Below are 16,221 nucleotides of genomic sequence, written 5' to 3'. Positions count from 1 at the left end.
GCGTGGGGGCCAGGGTCGCCGAGGCGGCCGCGCCGCCGCCGGCCACGCGGCGGGCCAGGCTGCGGAACTCCATCTCCTCAAGGAAGGCGGCCAGCTCCTCGGGGTTGGGATCGTCGACCGCCAGGGCGTCGATCGGTTCGGGCAGCGGGGTCTCGCAGTCCAGCCGCACCAGTTCGCGCGAGAGGCGGATCTGGTCGGCGAACTCGATCAGGGTGTCGCGGCGCTTGGGCTGCTTGATCTCGCCGGCGCGGGCCAGCAGCGTGTCGAGGTCGCCATATTCGTTGATCAGCAGGGCGGCGGTCTTGATCCCGATGCCCGGCGCGCCCGGGACGTTGTCGACGCTGTCGCCGCAGAGCGCCTGGACGTCGACGACCTTTTCCGGCGGCACCCCGAACTTCTCGATCACCTGCTCGCGGCCGATCTTCACGTTCTTCATGGTGTCGAGCATCGACACCTTGTCGCCGACCAGCTGCATCAGATCCTTGTCGGACGAGATGATCGTCACCTCGCCGCCGGCGTCGCGCGCCTTGCAGGCATAGGCGGCGATCAGGTCGTCGGCCTCGTAGCCGGGCAGCTCCAGGCTGGGGATGCCGAAGGCGCGGGTGGCGCGGCGCATCAGCGGGAACTGGGGGACCAGGTCCTCGGGCGGCGGCGGGCGGTGGGCCTTGTACTGGTCGTAGAGCTTGTTGCGGAAGGTCTTCTCGGAGTGGTCGAAGATCACCGCCAGGTGGGTCGGCCCCTCGGGCTGGGCCTTCATGTCGACCAGCAGCTTCCAGAGCATGTTGCAGAAGCCGCTGATCGCCCCGATCGGCAGGCCGTCGCTCTTGCGGGTCAGCGGCGGCAGCGCGTGATAGGCGCGGAAGATGTAGCCGGAGCCGTCGACCAGATAGAGGCGCACGGCCGGCCCGTCCTGGGTCGGCTGGCGGGGGATGTCGGCGAGGGTCGGGGCGTCGAGGGGCGCGTCGGTCATGGCGGGAACATAGGGTGCACGCGGGCGAAGGTCATCCGCTGCGTGGCGTGGCGGCGCAGGTTCGTCGTCGGCGGCCGCGGTGATGCATTCTACGTAAAATGCGTAAAGTACAGATCAAGTAATCTGCGGTCCATCTCTCGATGATCTGAGTGTAACGCCGAATCAATACAATCATGAGACGTTCATTCGACCGTTCTTTGGGGCGTGGGGTGTCTCGTGGAAATTCTCGGGCTCTGCTTCAGCAGTCGTGTCGAAGGGGTCGCGACAGACCACGACGGCGCCTTGGTGGTGATCTCCTATCTGGTGGCGGCGGTGGCCTCGTTCACCGCCCTGGACATGGCCGAGCGGCTGAACTCGGCCCAGGGCCCGGCCCGGCGGTTCTGGCATCTCGGCGCGGCCGCGGTGCTGGGCGGCGGGGTCTGGTCGATGCACTTCATCGCCATGCTGGCCTACCGCACGCCGTTCAAGGTCGAGTACGACCCGGGGCTGACCATCCTGTCGGGCGCGATCGCCATGATCGCCACGGCCGGCGGGCTGAAGGCGATCACCGACAGCGGCGGCTGGCGGGGGATTCTGACCGGCGGGACCCTGGTCGGGCTAGGCGTGGCGGTCATGCACTATATGGGCATGGAGGCGATGCGGCTGCCGGGGGAGGTCTACTACCGGCCCGGCTTCTTCGCGCTGTCGGTGCTGATCGCGGTGGCCGCGGCGAGCGTGGCCCTGTGGCTGGTGGTCAACCTGCGCACGGCGCGCCAGCGCGGCGCGGCGGCGGTGGTGATGGCCGCGGCGATCTGCGGCATGCACTTCACCGCCATGGCCGGCACGGTGATCGTCGCCGGTCCGGGGCAGGCGGCGGACGGCGAGCTGGTCTCCGGCGCGCTGCTGTCGGCGACCATCGTGGCCTGCACGGCGCTGATCCTGACCGTCGGACTGATGTGCGCCTATATCGACCGGCGGCTGGAGGCGCGCTCGCTGGCCGAGGCCGAGCGGCTGCGGGCGCTCAACGGCCAGCTGGAGTCGGCGGTGCAGCTGCGGACCGCCGACCTGACCACCGCCCTGGCCGCGCTCGACGAGCAGCGCCGGCGGGCCGAGGACGCCAACCGCGCCAAGTCCGACTTCCTGGCCAATATGAGCCACGAGCTGCGCACCCCGCTGAACGCGGTGATCGGGTTCGCCGACATCCTGCGGATGCGCGGCAGCGAGCCGCTGACCGAGCGCCAGACCGAAGCGGTCGAGCAGATCCACACCGCCGGGCGCCATCTGCTGGCGCTGATCGAGGAGGTGCTGGACTTCGCCAAGATCGAGAGCGGCAAGGTCTCGGTGTCGATCGAGGCCGTCGATCCGCAGGAGGTCGCCGAGGCCTTGGCCGGAACCTTCCGGCCGATGGCCGACCGCGCCGGGATCAGCGTGACCATCGCCGCGCCCGAGGCCGAGCTGGCGGTGCGCGCCGACCACCTGCGGCTCAAGCAGGTGCTGGCCAACCTGATCTCCAACGCCATCAAGTACAACCGCCCGCGCGGGTCGGTGGAGGTGACCGTCCAGGCGCAGGGCGAGCGGGTGCTGATCTGCGTGCGCGACACCGGGCTGGGCATTCCGACCGGGCGGATGGCCGACCTGTTCGAGCCCTTTGAGCGGCTGGGCCGCGAGGGGTCGGGTGTCGAGGGCGCGGGGCTCGGCCTGGCCCTGACCCGCCGGCTGGTGGAGGCGATGAACGGCAGGCTCGACGTCCAGAGCCTGGAGGGCGTCGGCTCGACCTTCATCGTCGACCTGCCCGCGGCGGAGCCGGCCCAGGTCGCCGCCCGCGAGGAGGACCGCCGCAGCGCGGTCGTCGGCAAGGCCCCCGACGCGGTGGTGCTCTACATCGAGGACAACGCCTCGAACATCCGGCTGATGCGCCACATCGCCGAGGCGCTGGGCAGCCTGGACCTGCACGTCGCCGAGCTGCCGATGGAGGGGTTGGAGCTGGCCGCGGCCTTGCGTCCCGACGTCATCCTGCTGGACATCAACCTGCCCGGCATGGACGGCTTCCAGGTCAAGACGCGGCTGGAGGCCGACCCCGTCACCCGGGACATCCCGGTGATCGCCATCTCGGCCAACGTGCTGTCCGAGACCGTGACCCGCGGCAAGACCTCGGGCTTTCATGGCTACCTGACCAAGCCGATCAACATCGAGGCCCTGGTCGCGGCGATCTCCGCGGCCGTCGAGCCCACGCCGCCGACCGCGATCAGCGCCTAGCCGAAGCGCTTGTTGAGGTCGGTGAGTCCCTGGCCGGCCTGGGCCAGGGCGTCGGCGTCGCCGCTTTCCAGAAACGCGCTCATCGCGCGGCCGAGCGCGGCGTAGGCGGCGCGGAACGGGGCGGTGGCCGAGGACAGCCGCCGTACGCCCAGCGTCTGCAGCCGCGCGGCGCTCGGCGCGCCGCCGCGGCCCATGACGTTGAGCGGCAGGGCGATCTCGCGCGCCAGGGTCCCGAGCAGGGCCTCGTCGACCGGGCCGGGCACGAAGATCCCGTCGGCGCCGGCCGCGCGGTAGAGCTCGGCGCGGCGCAGGGTCTCGGCCAGCGCCGCCTCGCCTTGCGCGAGGCCGCGCAGATAGACGTCGGTGCGAGCGTTGACGAACAGGCCGGCGCCGGCCTGGTCGGCGGCCTTGCGGACGGCCTCGATCTTGCGGGCCTGCAGGGCGGGGTCGCGGACGCCGTCCTCGAGGTTGATCCCGACCGCGCCGGCGTCGATCACGCCCCTGACCGTCTCGCTCAGGGCTTCAAGGTCGTCGGAATAGCCGCCTTCGATGTCGGCGGTCAGCGGGACCTTCAGCACGCGGGCGATCTCGCCGATGGCGGCGAGCAGGGTCGGGACCGGCAGGAGGTCGCCGTCGGCGTAGCCGTGGGCCCAGGCGACTGCGGCCGAGGAGGTGGCCACGGCCTGGGCGCCGGCGTCCTCCATCAGCGCCGCGCTGGCGGCGTCCCAGGCGTTGGGCAGCACGAGGATCTGCGGACCCGCGTGGAGCTGCTTGAAAGTCGTTGCTTGGCTCATGATCGCCTCCTCCTGTGGCTCAGGCGAAGGACGATATAGGCGCCACCGATGTGACATTCCGGCGGGATTCGGCTGTGGTCAGGCCGCGGCGCCGACGATCACCGAAACGGCGAGGATGCTGCAGGCGATCGCGAAGACGCGATGGGCGAATTGTCGATCGGTCGCGGCGCGGGACTTTTTCATGGGATTCCAGCGAGGTTTGACGCCAAGCCGGAACGATAGCGCCGCCCCGCGTCAAACCTCGATATGGAACATCCTGTCGCGCATAAGGCCGGAATAAAGCCCCGGAGCGCGATCGACCGACGCGAGGCGTCCCGTCAGTGGCCGTGCGGGCCTTCGTAGACGCCGGGGGCCAGGCGCTCGTCCTCGGGACCTTCCGAGCCGTCCGGCAACACGAAGCGGCGGTCGCAGTACGGGCACTCGACAAAGGTCGCCTCGCCCATCTCCAGCCAGACGCGCGGGTGGCCGAGCGCGCCGCCGACGCCGTCGCAGGCGACCCGGCCCGAACGCACCACCACCACTTCCGACGGCGGCAGGTCCGGCGTATGGGCGCCCTTGGCGGGCATGGGCTCCAGCTGCGAGGAGCGGCCTTGGTCGGGGACGGGGGCTTTACGGGCCATTCTTGAACTCTCCGGCGGCGGAAGCTTGGCGGATGCGCCGCACGCGCCTAGGTATCGGACCACGGCTTCGCCCGTCAATGCACGCCCCGGACACAAAGAGACGCATGGACCTACCTGAGTTCGCCATCGAGGCCGAAGGCGTCGTGAAGATCTACCCGGCGACCAAGACCGCGCCGCAGATGCACGCCCTGCGGGGTCTGGACCTGAAGATCCCGCGCGGATCGATCTTCGGACTGCTGGGCCCCAACGGCGCCGGCAAGTCGACCTTCATCAACACCCTGGCCGGGCTGACCAAGAAGACCTCCGGCACGGTGCGGATCTGGGGCCGCGACATCGACCAGCGCCCGCGCGACGCGCGGGCCGCGATCGGGGTGGTGCCGCAGGAGATCGCCGCCGACCCGTTCTTCACCCCGCGCGAGTCGCTGGAGGTGCAGGCCGGCATGTACGGGGTGCCGGCGGCCGAGCGCCGGACCATGGAGCTGCTGAACGCGCTCGGTCTCGGCGACAAGGCCGGGGCCTATGTGCGCCAGCTGTCGGGCGGCATGAAGCGCCGCCTGATGGTCGCCAAGGCCATGGTGCACAATCCGCCGGTGCTGATCCTCGACGAGCCGACCGCCGGGGTCGACGTCGAGCTCCGCCGCCAGCTGTGGAACTATGTGGTCGAGCTGAACCGCAAGGGCGTGACCATCGTCCTGACCACGCACTACCTGGAGGAAGCCCAGGAACTCTGCGACCAGATCGCCATCGTCAACCGCGGCGAGGTCGTGGCCTGCGAGCCGACCTCCAGCCTGCTGCGCCGGCTCGACACGCGCAACGTGGTGGTGACGCCCGAGGAGCCGCTGATGGTCGCGCCCGAGCTGCCGGGCTTCGAGACCAAGCCGCGGGCGGGCGGGGCCTTCCAGGTCACCTACCGGACCGGCCAGTCGAGCGTCGAGCAGGTGCTGGCCGCGGTGCGCGCCACCGGCCTGCACATCAAGGACATCGCCACCGAGGATCCGGACCTGGAGGATGTCTTCGTCTCGCTGACCACGGCCGGCGCCTGAACGCTTCCGTTTCGCGCAGCTTTCGGCTAGACAGCGCAACTCGCTCAGACGCACCCGTAGCTCAGCTGGATAGAGCGTTGCCCTCCGAAGGCAAAGGTCACACGTTCGAATCGTGTCGGGTGCGCCATTTTCCCTCGCCTTGAACCGCCAGCGGCGAGGCGACTATTCCCCTTAGATCGACAAAATGACCTGAGCCGGCCGTGACGGCGGGGCTCGCCGAGCCGTCAACGTCGATGGCGCCGTTTCGTCCCTGTCTTCGAAGGTCAGGCGATTGAGCGCGGATGTGAGGCTCATGGTCCGCATCTGTTGGCGCGGGACTCCGAGGTCCGCCGTGCGATTCTGACTTCGCCGTCCCGCTTCAACTTGGGCGCCCCTCCCGACCCAGATCGCAGCTTGGCCGGGCCTGAAAGTCTTGAGATCATCGTGCTTGCCTAAAGCATGACCGCCTGCCGCGCGTAGCGGCCAGGCGGCTGGCCGACGTGACGGCTGAAGGCGGTGCTGAAGGTGCTGGCCGAGCCGTAGCCGACGCGTTCGGCGACCTGGGCGATGTCGAGGCGCTGGCGACGCAACAGGTCCTTGGCCAGGGCCATGCGCCAGGACAGCAGATACTCCATCGGCGGCGCGCCGACCTGTCGGTTGAAGCGGTCGAAGAACGCCGAGCGCGACAGCGCCGCCTCGCGAGCCAACTGTCTCATGGTCCAGGGTCGGGCCGGCTCGGCGTGCATCCGCCGCAGCGCCTGCGCCAGCCGTGCATCGGAGAGGCCGCGGAGCAGACCGGCGGGCGCGTCTGAGGCCGGCGACAGGCGCAGCGCCTCGACCAGCAGCACCTCGACGAGGCGGCCCAGCACCAGCTCCCGGCCGGGCCGCTCCTGGGCCGCCTCGTCGATCAGCAGTTCGACCAGGGCCGACAGCCGCGGCGCGCCGCGGACGTGCACCAGGGCCGGCAGCAGCGAGGCCAGCAGGCCGGCGTCCTCGCCGTCGAAGACGAAGTAGCCGCCGAGGATGCGGAGGTCGGGCGGGCCGCTCTGGCGGCCGTGGCGAATCTCGCCCGGACCGGCCGCGGCGGCGGCATGGGGATCGATCGGCTGAGGAGCGACCGGCTCGAACCCCGTCATGGTGAAGCCGGGCGTGGTCGGCAGCAGAACGAAGTCACCGGCCCGCAGCCGCAACTCGGATTCGCCGTCGAGCGTGAGGCGGCAGGCCCCGTCGATCACGACGGCGAAGCTGGGATGACCGAAGTCGGCATAGCGCACGCCCCAGGCCCCTGCGCCGCTGATCGCCTTGGTCAGCACCGTGCGCGGGCGCAGCAGCCCAATCACCTCGGAGAGCGGATCAATCATGTCGGACTTTCGCCAACAAAATGCGGACCGTTGATCGTAGTTCGTCCGGCTCCCAGCGCCTAGCCTCGGATCATCACATCACGGACGAGGCAAGAACCATGAACACTGTACTGATCACCGGCTGCTCGTCGGGCTACGGGCTCGCGACGGCGCGGCGCTTTCTGGACAAGGGCTGGAATGTCGTCGCCACCATGCGCACGCCGCGCGAGAGCGTGCTGCCGATGTCGAGAGCTCTGCGTATCCTGCCGCTCGACGTGACCGACGCCGGCAGCATCGCCGCGGCCATCGATGCGGCCGGGCCGATCGACGTGCTGGTCAACAACGCCGGCATCGGGGTGGTCGGCGCCTTCGAGGCCACGCCGATGAGCCACGTCCGCCGGGTGTTCGAGACCAACACCTTCGGCGTCATGGCCATGACCCAGGCGGTGATTCCGCAGATGCGGGCGCGGCGATCCGGGACGATCGTGAACGTCACGTCCAGCGTCGCCCTGGCGCCCATGCCGCTGGCGGCGGCCTATACGGCGAGCAAGCAGGCGATCGAGGGTTTCACCGGGTCGCTGGCTCACGAGCTCGCCTATTTCGGCGTTCGCGCGCGGTTGGTCGAGCCAGGCTTTGCACCCACCACGCGCTTTTCACAGAACACCTCGGTCAAGGTCGAGGAGCTCATTCCCCCGGCCTACGCCGACTTCGCCGCCCCGATCTTCGAGGCGTTCGCGCGGCCGGCCATGACCACGCGGGAAGTCGACGTGGCCGAGGCGGTCTGGGCCGCCGTCCACGACGCCGGCGAGACGTTGCGGTTCCCGGCCGGTCCGGACGCGGTGGCCCTGTACGAAGCGGCAGGCGCCTAGGACGCGGCCGTCGCCGGCGCGCCGTCGCCGACCTGCAGGGTGTGCAGGTTCTTCTGGCGGATGACCTCGCCTAGCTCACAACCTCGAGGCGCGGCGGCCGCGCCAGTTCGAGATGGATCAGGCCTCGCTCCGGACGGGTGATCCGCACCGGCGCCTCCTTCTCGTCGAGGCGCCGGCGGAGAAGGATGAGCCGGGCCTCCAGATTGTCCTTCAGTTCCGGCAGGCGAAGGGCGCCGTCCAGGCGAAGCTCGCGGTTGCTGAAGTCGGTTCGCCCGGACTCGGCATGGAGCTTCAGGAGATGGAACAGCAGCCGACCGGGCACGCCCTTGATCAGGTAGACGTCGTCGATGAACAGGCTGTCGTCGAAGCCGTGGTAGCGGACGTGGAACGGCCGGCCGCCCGGGGCCGCCGACTGTCCGCTTCGCTCGGCGCCGGGCGTATCGGCCTCCGACAGGCGCAGGCCGGCGGCCAGCTGCAACGCGACCATGGCCAGGGCGTCTTCGTCCGCATGGGTGAAGCGGAAGCGCCGGGCGTCTTCGGCGAACAGCACGCCCTGGACGCGTCCATTGCTGATCATCGGGGCGGCGAGCTGGCTCTGCGGCTCGGCCAGGCCAGGAAGCGGAATCACGCGCTCGCCGGCCTCGCCGCCGACCGCCGCGGCGTATCGCCGACCCCGGCTCATGTCGCTGATGCGGACAGGACGCGCGCTGGCGGCCGCGACGCCAATCGCCCCTTCCCCAATGCGCGTCTCCGATCCGACGCCGCCGAGGCTGTATCCGCGGCTGCCGATGGTCGTCAGCCGTCCGCGCTGCTCATCGGCGAGCAGGATGATAATGTTCGTGTAGCCCAGCTCCCGCTGAAGACCGTCGAGTATGCCGTCGATCATCGCATCCGGATCACTGGCCTTGGCCAGGCGCATCGCCAGGCGGGCCGCCGCCGAGAGCAGCGCGCCGCAATCCTGCCCCAGCAGTTGGACGGCCGGCGGTTCGGGCTGAGCCGGAATGAGCTGGCAACCGCGCACCCGATAGATGTCGGCGCTGCGCAGCAGCCAAGGCACGCCGGGGCCTTCCCGCGCGCCGGTCGCGCGGATGTGCGCGTCGATTCGCGAGAAGGTGCCGCCGGATTGGACGGCGCGTTCGAACACCAGGTCGAGCTCGTACTGCTGGCCGGTGCGGCCATCGACCACGAGGACGGTCGCTTGTCCGGTCAGCTCTACGTTGCGCGCGGTCTTGGAGAAGAATTGGTTCGAGAGCGCGACGTGCTCGTCGTCGACGTAGTGGACCTGCGACAGGTACGAGACGTTTGGAATGCCCTCGTCGTCCAAGGTGGCGATGATCGAGGGAATGACCCCCTCGAAGCAGCCGCGAAGCATGCGGAGGGGCATGTTCATGCGGGCGTCCCCGCGCCGGCGTGGGCCGTTCCGGCCCCGGGGCCCGGCGTCTGGCGAAAGACCGCCATGGGGATAAGACGCAGCCTGACGAGGTCCCGGGGAAGAAGCCAGCAGGCCACCTGCTGCGCGGTCACGCCAAGCTCCAGCAAGGTCTGGGTCATCCGGCGAACATAGCTGTGAGCCAAGTTCACTTCGTCGGCGTCCGCATCGCCGAATTCGGCCACACGCGCCTTGATCTGGTAGGTCTGGTAATCGGTCGGGTCGCTGAGCGTCACCGCGAACGCCGCGCCGACGCGCAGGTCGCTGATCATCGCCGGCCACTGCGCACGGGAGACCAGCAGGTCGAGGATCGACCGGTCCTCGCCCAGGCGAAGACCGACCCCGCGGCCGATGGCCGGCCGTGAACCGGAACCGCGCGTCGCCGTCGTGATCATCACCGAACGCAGCATGAAGGCCGCCAGATCAGCGTCTATGACCGGTTTCACGTGTCCCCCGCTTCCGCCGGGGGCCGGCGGATAGGATTCTTTTAGGCGACCGAACGCCGTCATAGGAAGCCTTTAGGAAGCCTCCGCTCGCGTGCGGACATAGACGCAGCGCCACGCCGCATTCCGCGGCACGGGGCGATTTCGCGATGACGGCCGACGGGCACGACCAGACACCTGACGTCCATTGGAAACCGGTGACGCACGGTCCGCGCCTCGGACTCGCCTAGCCCCGACTCCTTCCGACCAGATCTGCGCGCAGTTCACCCGACCGTCCAAGGCCGGGGACGCCGAACTGCGCGCCGCAATTGGAGCCTATCCATGCAGTGCAAGACCTTGATCGCGGCCGCCGCCGTGGCGCTCGGCCTCCCAGCGGCTGCGGCCGTCGCGCAGACGAGCCTTCTTCCCGGCTACTATGAGATCGTCACCCGCGTCGCCGGCGACCCCGAGCCTGACGTCCAGCATGAGTGCCTGACCGCCGCCGAGGCCAAGACCCAGACCCTCGAACAGGTGCTGGCCGAGTGGACCGAAGGCCGGTGCGACTACGCTCAGCGCCAGATCAGCGGCGGCAGGTTCGTGCTGGCTGGCGCGTGTACGCTCGACGGCTCCAAGACGACGTTCCACCACACCGGGACCTACACGCCGACCTCCTTCAGCGCCAACCTGAGCTCGCGGACCATGGTCGCCGGGAAGCCGATGGACGTGAAGATCGCCACGACCAGCCGGCGCATCGCCGCCGCCTGCCCGGCCCGTCGCTGATTCTCCAACGGAGATTGCCCATGTCACCGACCCGTCTTGCGGCGGCGAGCCTCGCCGCGTTCCTGATCATCAGCCCAGCCCTCGCCCAGGCGCAGGTCGCTTGCGGCGCGCCGCCCCTGCAGGCCCAACCGCGCAAGCCCAGCGCCCTGGGCGGCCTGCTGGCGGCCGCGCGCGAAGCCGGCCTCGGCGAAGCCATCGCCGGAGGCATGGGCGGCTCGGGGCGCAACTCGACCGCCGCAGCGGTGGTCGGAGCCGCGCTGTCAGGCGACCCGTCCAGCGCCGCCGCCGCCCTGCCGTACGACAGCCGCCACGCGGCCACCGCCCGCGTGGCGGGGGCGCTGACCGGCGCGGCGCTGAATCTGGCCCGCTCGGCCGGTTCGACGAACACAGCCTGCGAAGCCCAGGCCGGCCCGCAGCCGCCGAGCGACGGAGACGTCTGGAAATGAGGCGCGCCCTGCTCTGCGGCGTCGCCGCCCTGACGACCCTGGCCGCGGTGTCCCCGGCTCACGCCTGGAAGCCGAAGACGCACATCTACCTCGCCGAGGAAGCGCTGCGCGACGCGATCGACGACGGCAAAATCACGCTCTACGAGACCGACTACCGCACGGGAAAAATCGTCGGCGAGCTCGGTCAATTCAAGGTTGATCCCGAAGTCCTGGCCGCGCTGAAGTCGGCGCCCCAGCAGTACCGCGCAGGGGTGCTGGGACCGGACGCCTATCCGGACATTCTCACCGGCCAACAGGTGATCCACCCAGAAGAGGCGCACGCCGTCGGCCAGGGAGCCGGAGGCTCGAACGCGTGGCTCGCCCACCTGTGGCGGCGTGGATTTCTGGATAGCTCCAGCCCGCAGATCCGCGCCTTTACGGTCGGCTACCTGACACATGCTGCGGGCGACGTGTTCGCCCACACCTTCGTCAACCACTTCGCCGGCGGCGAGTTCAAACTCACGCCTGACCCTACCAATGCGGCCAAGCACCTTGTGCTCGAGGGCTACATCGGCAAGCGTACGCCGCAGACGACCAGCGCCATCTCCTCCAGCGTTACGACCGGCGGCCCGCTGAGCCCGCGCAAGCGCGAAGACCTCGGCATGGACGAGGAAGACATTCAACGAAAGACCACCACCTATTATGGGACGATCACCCAGAACCAGGTGAGCATCTCCGGGGTGGAGAGCTTCATCTACCGCGAGCTGACCTACGCCACCCCGGGCAGCGTGCTCGAACAGAAGCTGCTGAAGGGCGGCGGCGTCAGCCGCTCGATCCCCTACATCTTTTCGACCTTGCGCAACGGCTTGCAGCGGCAGGTCGAGGACTACGACCGGACCCGCATGTCCAAGAGCGGTCCCGCGCGGCTCGCCTACGCCGCAGCGAACGGCCCCGCGGCCGAATACAAGCGCGCCTGGATCAAGGACATCGACGACGGCCTGGCCGCCTTCCCAGCCGTCAGCCACGAGATCGCCAAGGCGATCGTCTACAATGAAGGCGGCTCGGACATGGCCCGGGCCAAGGCGATCATGGACCAGTATGTGATCGACCACCTGGCCTCGATGGCCGGGACGCCCGACGCGGCCGTCGCCACCGTCGCGTTCATATCGGGCGTGATCGACGCTATCCTGCCCCCGCCGGCGCGCGAAGCGTTCCGGGCCCTGATGCAGGCGCCCATGGACCTGCTGATCAAGGGCGTGAGCGGCCGCACCGCCGACGAATGGGCAGACTACATGAAGAACCCGGAGAATCACTTCGACGAGGTCATGAACCGACGGGGCGGGGCCCACGGGGGCGAGGTCGACCATCCGATCGACCTGGCGACGTTCAACCGCGACTACCTGAAGATCGCCGACACCGGCTACTCGAACGCGTCGCTGAAGTGGCGGATCAACGACCTGCCGCCGGCCTTCAACACATTGCAGCTCACCAAGCTGATGCTGCTGGGCGATCAGGGCCTGAACGAGCTCAACGCCGCCCTGAGCGCCAAAGGCGCGACGATGGGCGGCGCGCCGAGCGAATTCCGCAACCTGATGCTGGGCTGGGTTCGCTCATTGGACGCCGGCAACCAGTGGCAAGGCTTGGGCGGAACGCCCCAGCCCGCCTTCGCCGGCAACGGGGGCGCGGCCTATCGGCGCCTGTTCCTCAATCAGGTCGGCGAGAAGCCCTGGATCGCCGAGGAGGCGACGCAACAGCCGGCCGAAACTCCCGGGCCGGCTGTCCCTGCGCAGGATCTGACGCCCTTCGCGGGGGATTGGGATACGACCTATGGGCGCGTGACTTTGGCGCTCGGCGAGGACGGCGTCCTGCGCGGTCGGATGGTGGCGCGCGCGGGCGACGGCCGTGAAGTCGACGGCGGCCGTCTCGAATTGCGCGACGGCGCCAGCGAGGGGGTGCTTCGGGGCCAATCCCTCTACGCCGCGCACGTCGCCGACGTGGTTCTGACCTTCGACGCCGCCCGGAACAGCTTTAGCGGTACGGCGCAGCAGGCCGGCTCCACCAGCCCTTCGACCTGGAGCGGAAAGCGCCTCGGCGCCACCGAACAATCCCCGTCCGCGCCGCCGGCCCAGCCCGAGTCGCCGACGCCCCCGCCGCCTCCCCAGCCTCCGACGCCGCCGGTCGCGACCGGGCCTGTCGCGCAGGCCGGGATCCTCCATCCGCTGGAAGACTTCGACGTCCGCTTCGAACGCGCCGTCACCGCCCGCAACGGAACCGTCCACGTGTTCCTGACGGTCAAGAATACGACGAACCGCTCCATCTCGATCGGCGCCGGAGTCTTCAAGGCGGTGGCCTACGACGCCGACGGCGTCGGAACCAGCGAGAGCCAGATCTGGCGCACCGGCGCGGAGACCCCCGAATCGTTTCCCTCCACCCCGGTCGTTCCGCCCGGCGGAGAGCTGCGCTTCCGCTTCGTCATGACCCCGCCCTCGACCACGCCATTCAGCGTGGTGAATATTCGCGAGAGCGACGACAAGTCGCTGGCCTTCGCCCTGTCCGGCGTCCAACCGGGCGCGGCGCTGGCTCCGCTGCAGGCGTCCGGCGCTGGCCCGTTCAAGGAGCTGAGCCAGTTCGACGTGCGGATCGACGGCGTAGCCAGGGGGCGCGACGGCCGGACCGAGCTGTTCGTCACCCTGCGCAACCCTGGCCGCAAGGTGCTGACCACCTCGAAGGGCCGGATCAAGTTCAGCGCCGCCGACGCCGACGGGGCGAAGGCGACCACGCGAAGCGCGCTCTATCCGGTGCGCGGACCGCGCAGCGAGGAGCTGCCGCTGCTGGTCTACGTCGCCCCCGGCGGCGAGACCCGCCTGCGGTACGTTTTCGAGGGCCAGGTGTCCGGGCCGATCACCGTCCGCGACGGGACCGCCGAGCAGATCTTCTCGCCCGGCCGATGACCCACCACGCGCGATAACAGGAAGGAGACGACATGGATCTCAAGGAGATCGATTGGCAGACGCTGTATCTGTCGGGGCGCGGCCGCATCGGCCGGGCGGAGTTCTGGATCGGTGCGGCGGGATTGATCTGCATCGGCCTCGTCGCCGGCCTGATCCCGGTGGTCGGCGTTCTGGCCTCGCTGGCGCTGATCTACCCGTGGGCCTGCCTGACGGCCAAGCGACTGCACGATTTCGGTCGCTCGGGCCTGCTGGTTCTGGTCGCGGCGGTTCCGGCGGTCGTCGCCGGGGTCTTCAGTCTGGTCACCGCCCTGGCGGCGAGCAACATCAGTACGATTGGCATGGCGTTGGCCGGCGCCAGCCTGTCGCTTGCGGTCTCCACTGTGGCGCTGCTCGTCTCGCTCGGCTTCGTGCTCTGGGTGGGCCTTACGCCCGGACACGACGCGGCGAACAGCTATGGAGCCCGCATGCAGGGTGGCTAGGCGCCGGCCGCCCGCGCCGGCGCGTCGTCGCCGACATGCAGGGTGTGCAGGTTCTTCTGGCGGATGACCTCGCCGGCTTCGTCGAAGAAGAACGGCAGGAAGGCGTAGCGGCGGCCGCGGGTGACCGGCGTCGCCTCGTGCAGCAGCGAGCAGGAGAACACCACCGCCCCGCCGGTCGGCGGGCGGTAGGTCTTGGGACCGAACTCCGGGAACCGCAGATCGCCGCCCTCGAACTCCTCGGCGTTGAGGTTGATCGAGCAGGCGAACTTGCGGTGCGCGGTGCCGGTGGTGGTGTTGTCGCGGTGCGGACGGAAGTAGCCGCCGTTCTCGTCGTCGGCGTCGTAGCAGGCGACGATGTAGCGTTCGATGCGGGTGGCGTTGAACTGGAAGGCGCGATGGATCTGGCGCAGCAGCCGGGTCTCGATCCGGGCGCGCAGCTCGTCGCGGAACGCGAGGTCTTCGATGGTCGCGTCGCTGCGGCTCTTGAAGTTGTCGATCACCGGGACGGTCTTGTCGCCGACCTGGCGCATGGTGCCTGAGCGCACCCCGCCCTGGCGGTCGTAGAAGGCGATCAGCCGTCGGCACATTTCGGGGTCGAACACCCGCGGCACGACCAGCACCGGGGCGTGCAGCGGCGTGCCGGCGTGGTCGCCGGGCGACGGCAGGGCGCGCAGGGCGGCGAACACCTGTTCAGTCTGGTCCATGCTCCCGGAGATCAGCACCCGCAGGCTGGGGTCGAGCACGCACCAGTGCGGCGTCTCCTCTCCCTGCGGCGACAGCGCCCCATAGGCGCGGCTGACCGCGCCGCTGCGGTCGAGGAACCACATCATGCCGGGACGGTCCTTGGCCTGGGCGATGGCGTTGGGATCGCGCAGCACCCCGAAGGCGACCAGGTTGGCCCCGTCGTAGAGCGCATGATGGGCCTGCATGGCGGCCAGGGCCTGTTGCCGCGCGATCGGCTCGCTCGGCAGGAAGGCGAGCAGCACGAAGCGGCCGCCGAGGCTGGAGAAACTGAAGTTGGGGACGCTGGGCGTCGGGGCCGTGAACCAGGGCGCGGCTTGTCCGGTCTGCATCATCATCGCCGCTTGGTCGCGTGGACGGATTATGCCGGCAAGCATAAGAAGCTTATAAGGGCCGGGCGGGCGCCGAGCGCATAAGCCCGGCATAATTGAACCGGCGAGCGGCTGCGGCCATGGTCCGGCCGTCGACGGCCTCGCTCGTCTCCCAACTATCGAGCCTGGGGTTCCCACGGACAGGCGGACGCCGTCGACGCCCGGCTTTGCAAGGATCCGCATGGCGCGGGATTGGACAATCGGCCCACGGGCGCGCGGCGCGCTGCGCTATCTGGCCGCCTTCGGCATGGTCGCGGTGTCGACCGCCGTGGCCGAGGTGATCTACCGCGTCTTCGACACCGACCGCCTGTCGATGGTGTTCCTGGCGGGGGTTCTGGTCGCCGCCGTCACCCTGGGGCCCGGGCCGGCCTATTTCGCCGCCGCCGTCGCCTTCCTGGTCTATGACATCTACCTGGTCGAGCCGCGCTTCCAGTTCACTATGACCTCGGCCGAGGACTTCCTGGTGCTGCTGGTGTTCCTGGCGGTGGCGGTCCTGACCGGCGGGCTGGCCGGCCGCCTGCGCGAGGCCCAGCGCCGGGCCGAGGCGCGGGCGCGGACCTCCGGAGCGCTGTTCCGCGCGAGCGAGGAATTCTCGGCCTCCGGCCACGAGGACGCCGTGCGCCAGGCGCTGGCGCACCGGATCGCCGAGACCGGCCGCGAGGCGGTGGTGTTCGAGAACGGCCGCTGGTGGAGCGCCCCGGCCGGGGTCGAGCCGCCCGAGCCGCTGGCCGCCGCCGCCGCCGCCTTGGCCCAGGTCGCGACCGGCCAGGTCC

The 16,221-nt window shown here is 69.8% G+C and carries 15 protein-coding genes and 1 tRNA gene; 9 read left to right on the top strand and 7 right to left on the bottom strand.

Annotated elements, in window-relative coordinates:
- The coding region (locus OUA97_RS21660; protein ID WP_323691086.1) for a 5'-3' exonuclease at positions 1–970 on the bottom strand (970 nt) is incomplete at its 3' end.
- A 216-nt stretch (positions 971–1,186) separates the two neighbouring features.
- On the opposite strand from OUA97_RS21660, the gene OUA97_RS21655 reads away from it, so the two are divergent.
- Positions 1,187–3,205: an MHYT domain-containing protein gene (locus tag OUA97_RS21655; RefSeq protein WP_267234162.1), complete on the top strand. Its 2,019-nt coding sequence runs from the start codon at positions 1,187–1,189 to the stop codon at positions 3,203–3,205.
- Here OUA97_RS21655 and OUA97_RS21650 read toward each other — a convergent pair.
- Both OUA97_RS21650 and OUA97_RS21645 read right to left on the bottom strand, forming a co-directional pair.
- Positions 3,202–3,999, bottom strand: a complete 798-nt coding sequence (locus tag OUA97_RS21650; protein ID WP_267234161.1) for an isocitrate lyase/PEP mutase family protein — start codon at positions 3,997–3,999, stop codon at positions 3,202–3,204. The genes OUA97_RS21655 and OUA97_RS21650 overlap by 4 nt on opposite strands.
- 317 nt (positions 4,000–4,316) lie before the next feature.
- Positions 4,317–4,565, bottom strand: a complete 249-nt coding sequence (locus OUA97_RS21645) for a zinc-finger domain-containing protein (RefSeq protein WP_267234163.1) — start codon at positions 4,563–4,565, stop codon at positions 4,317–4,319.
- A gap of 158 nt (positions 4,566–4,723) precedes the next feature.
- On the opposite strand from OUA97_RS21645, the gene OUA97_RS21640 reads away from it, so the two are divergent.
- Positions 4,724–5,662 carry an ABC transporter ATP-binding protein gene (locus tag OUA97_RS21640; protein WP_267234160.1) on the top strand — a complete coding sequence of 313 codons (939 nt, stop codon included), beginning with the start codon at positions 4,724–4,726 and terminating at the stop codon, positions 5,660–5,662.
- Positions 5,663–5,712: 50 nt separating this feature from the next.
- Positions 5,713–5,789, top strand: a tRNA-Arg gene (locus OUA97_RS21635).
- A gap of 304 nt (positions 5,790–6,093) precedes the next feature.
- On the opposite strand, the gene OUA97_RS21630 is transcribed toward OUA97_RS21635, so the two are convergent.
- Positions 6,094–7,002, bottom strand: coding sequence for an AraC family transcriptional regulator (locus OUA97_RS21630; protein ID WP_267234159.1), 909 nt, complete (start codon positions 7,000–7,002; stop codon positions 6,094–6,096).
- Positions 7,003–7,100: 98 nt separating this feature from the next.
- Between OUA97_RS21630 and OUA97_RS21625 the strand changes: the two genes are divergently transcribed.
- Positions 7,101–7,850, top strand: coding sequence for an SDR family oxidoreductase (locus tag OUA97_RS21625; protein WP_267234158.1), 750 nt, complete (start codon positions 7,101–7,103; stop codon positions 7,848–7,850).
- A gap of 70 nt (positions 7,851–7,920) precedes the next feature.
- Here the strand turns inward: OUA97_RS21625 and OUA97_RS21620 are convergent, their stop codons facing one another.
- Together OUA97_RS21620 and OUA97_RS21615 are read right to left on the bottom strand one after the other, a co-directional pair.
- The gene (locus tag OUA97_RS21620) at positions 7,921–9,240 is read right to left on the bottom strand and encodes a GAF domain-containing protein (RefSeq protein ID WP_267234157.1); all 1,320 of its coding nucleotides are present in this window, start codon (positions 9,238–9,240) and stop codon (positions 7,921–7,923) included.
- On the bottom strand, positions 9,237–9,689 hold the full coding sequence (locus tag OUA97_RS21615) for a hypothetical protein (protein ID WP_267234156.1): 453 nt from the start codon (positions 9,687–9,689) through the stop codon (positions 9,237–9,239). The genes OUA97_RS21620 and OUA97_RS21615 overlap by 4 nt, the downstream gene beginning before the upstream one ends.
- A gap of 354 nt (positions 9,690–10,043) precedes the next feature.
- On the opposite strand from OUA97_RS21615, the gene OUA97_RS21610 reads away from it, so the two are divergent.
- The 4 genes from OUA97_RS21610 to OUA97_RS21595 are packed head-to-tail and all read left to right on the top strand — an operon-like array spanning position 10,044 to position 14,336.
- Complete coding sequence (locus tag OUA97_RS21610; protein ID WP_267234155.1) at positions 10,044–10,481, top strand: DUF3617 domain-containing protein; 438 nt, start codon at positions 10,044–10,046, stop codon at positions 10,479–10,481.
- Positions 10,482–10,501: 20 nt separating this feature from the next.
- Positions 10,502–10,927, top strand: coding sequence for a hypothetical protein (locus OUA97_RS21605; RefSeq protein ID WP_267234154.1), 426 nt, complete (start codon positions 10,502–10,504; stop codon positions 10,925–10,927).
- The gene (locus OUA97_RS21600; RefSeq protein WP_267234153.1) at positions 10,924–13,857 is read left to right on the top strand and encodes a hypothetical protein; all 2,934 of its coding nucleotides are present in this window, start codon (positions 10,924–10,926) and stop codon (positions 13,855–13,857) included. The genes OUA97_RS21605 and OUA97_RS21600 overlap by 4 nt, the downstream gene beginning before the upstream one ends.
- Before the next feature lie 32 nt (positions 13,858–13,889).
- The gene (locus OUA97_RS21595; protein ID WP_267234152.1) at positions 13,890–14,336 is read left to right on the top strand and encodes a DUF805 domain-containing protein; all 447 of its coding nucleotides are present in this window, start codon (positions 13,890–13,892) and stop codon (positions 14,334–14,336) included.
- Here OUA97_RS21595 and OUA97_RS21590 read toward each other — a convergent pair.
- Complete coding sequence (locus tag OUA97_RS21590; protein WP_267234151.1) at positions 14,333–15,409, bottom strand: 2OG-Fe(II) oxygenase; 1,077 nt, start codon at positions 15,407–15,409, stop codon at positions 14,333–14,335. The two genes, OUA97_RS21595 and OUA97_RS21590, sit on opposite strands and share 4 nt — an antisense overlap.
- Before the next feature lie 220 nt (positions 15,410–15,629).
- On the opposite strand from OUA97_RS21590, the gene OUA97_RS21585 reads away from it, so the two are divergent.
- Positions 15,630–16,221: DUF4118 domain-containing protein (locus OUA97_RS21585; protein WP_267234150.1), on the top strand; the 592-nt coding region annotated here is incomplete at its 3' end.

This window comes from Phenylobacterium sp. 58.2.17 (assembly GCF_026411515.1).
Lineage (GTDB): Bacteria > Pseudomonadota > Alphaproteobacteria > Caulobacterales > Caulobacteraceae > Phenylobacterium.
This window is presented reverse-complemented; position numbering and strand designations above follow the sequence as displayed.

Coding starts and splice junctions, on each gene's coding strand:
- OUA97_RS21625 (WP_267234158.1), top strand. CDS start 7,101: ATGAACACTGTACTGATCACCGGCTGCTCGTCGGGCTACGGGCTCGCG.
- OUA97_RS21645 (WP_267234163.1), bottom strand. CDS start 4,565: ATGCCCGCCAAGGGCGCCCATACGCCGGACCTGCCGCCGTCGGAAGTG.
- OUA97_RS21650 (WP_267234161.1), bottom strand. CDS start 3,999: ATGAGCCAAGCAACGACTTTCAAGCAGCTCCACGCGGGTCCGCAGATC.
- OUA97_RS21640 (WP_267234160.1), top strand. CDS start 4,724: ATGGACCTACCTGAGTTCGCCATCGAGGCCGAAGGCGTCGTGAAGATC.
- OUA97_RS21595 (WP_267234152.1), top strand. CDS start 13,890: ATGGATCTCAAGGAGATCGATTGGCAGACGCTGTATCTGTCGGGGCGC.
- OUA97_RS21620 (WP_267234157.1), bottom strand. CDS start 9,240: ATGAACATGCCCCTCCGCATGCTTCGCGGCTGCTTCGAGGGGGTCATT.
- OUA97_RS21605 (WP_267234154.1), top strand. CDS start 10,502: ATGTCACCGACCCGTCTTGCGGCGGCGAGCCTCGCCGCGTTCCTGATC.
- OUA97_RS21610 (WP_267234155.1), top strand. CDS start 10,044: ATGCAGTGCAAGACCTTGATCGCGGCCGCCGCCGTGGCGCTCGGCCTC.
- OUA97_RS21590 (WP_267234151.1), bottom strand. CDS start 15,409: ATGCAGACCGGACAAGCCGCGCCCTGGTTCACGGCCCCGACGCCCAGC.
- OUA97_RS21630 (WP_267234159.1), bottom strand. CDS start 7,002: ATGATTGATCCGCTCTCCGAGGTGATTGGGCTGCTGCGCCCGCGCACG.
- OUA97_RS21615 (WP_267234156.1), bottom strand. CDS start 9,689: ATGCTGCGTTCGGTGATGATCACGACGGCGACGCGCGGTTCCGGTTCA.
- OUA97_RS21600 (WP_267234153.1), top strand. CDS start 10,924: ATGAGGCGCGCCCTGCTCTGCGGCGTCGCCGCCCTGACGACCCTGGCC.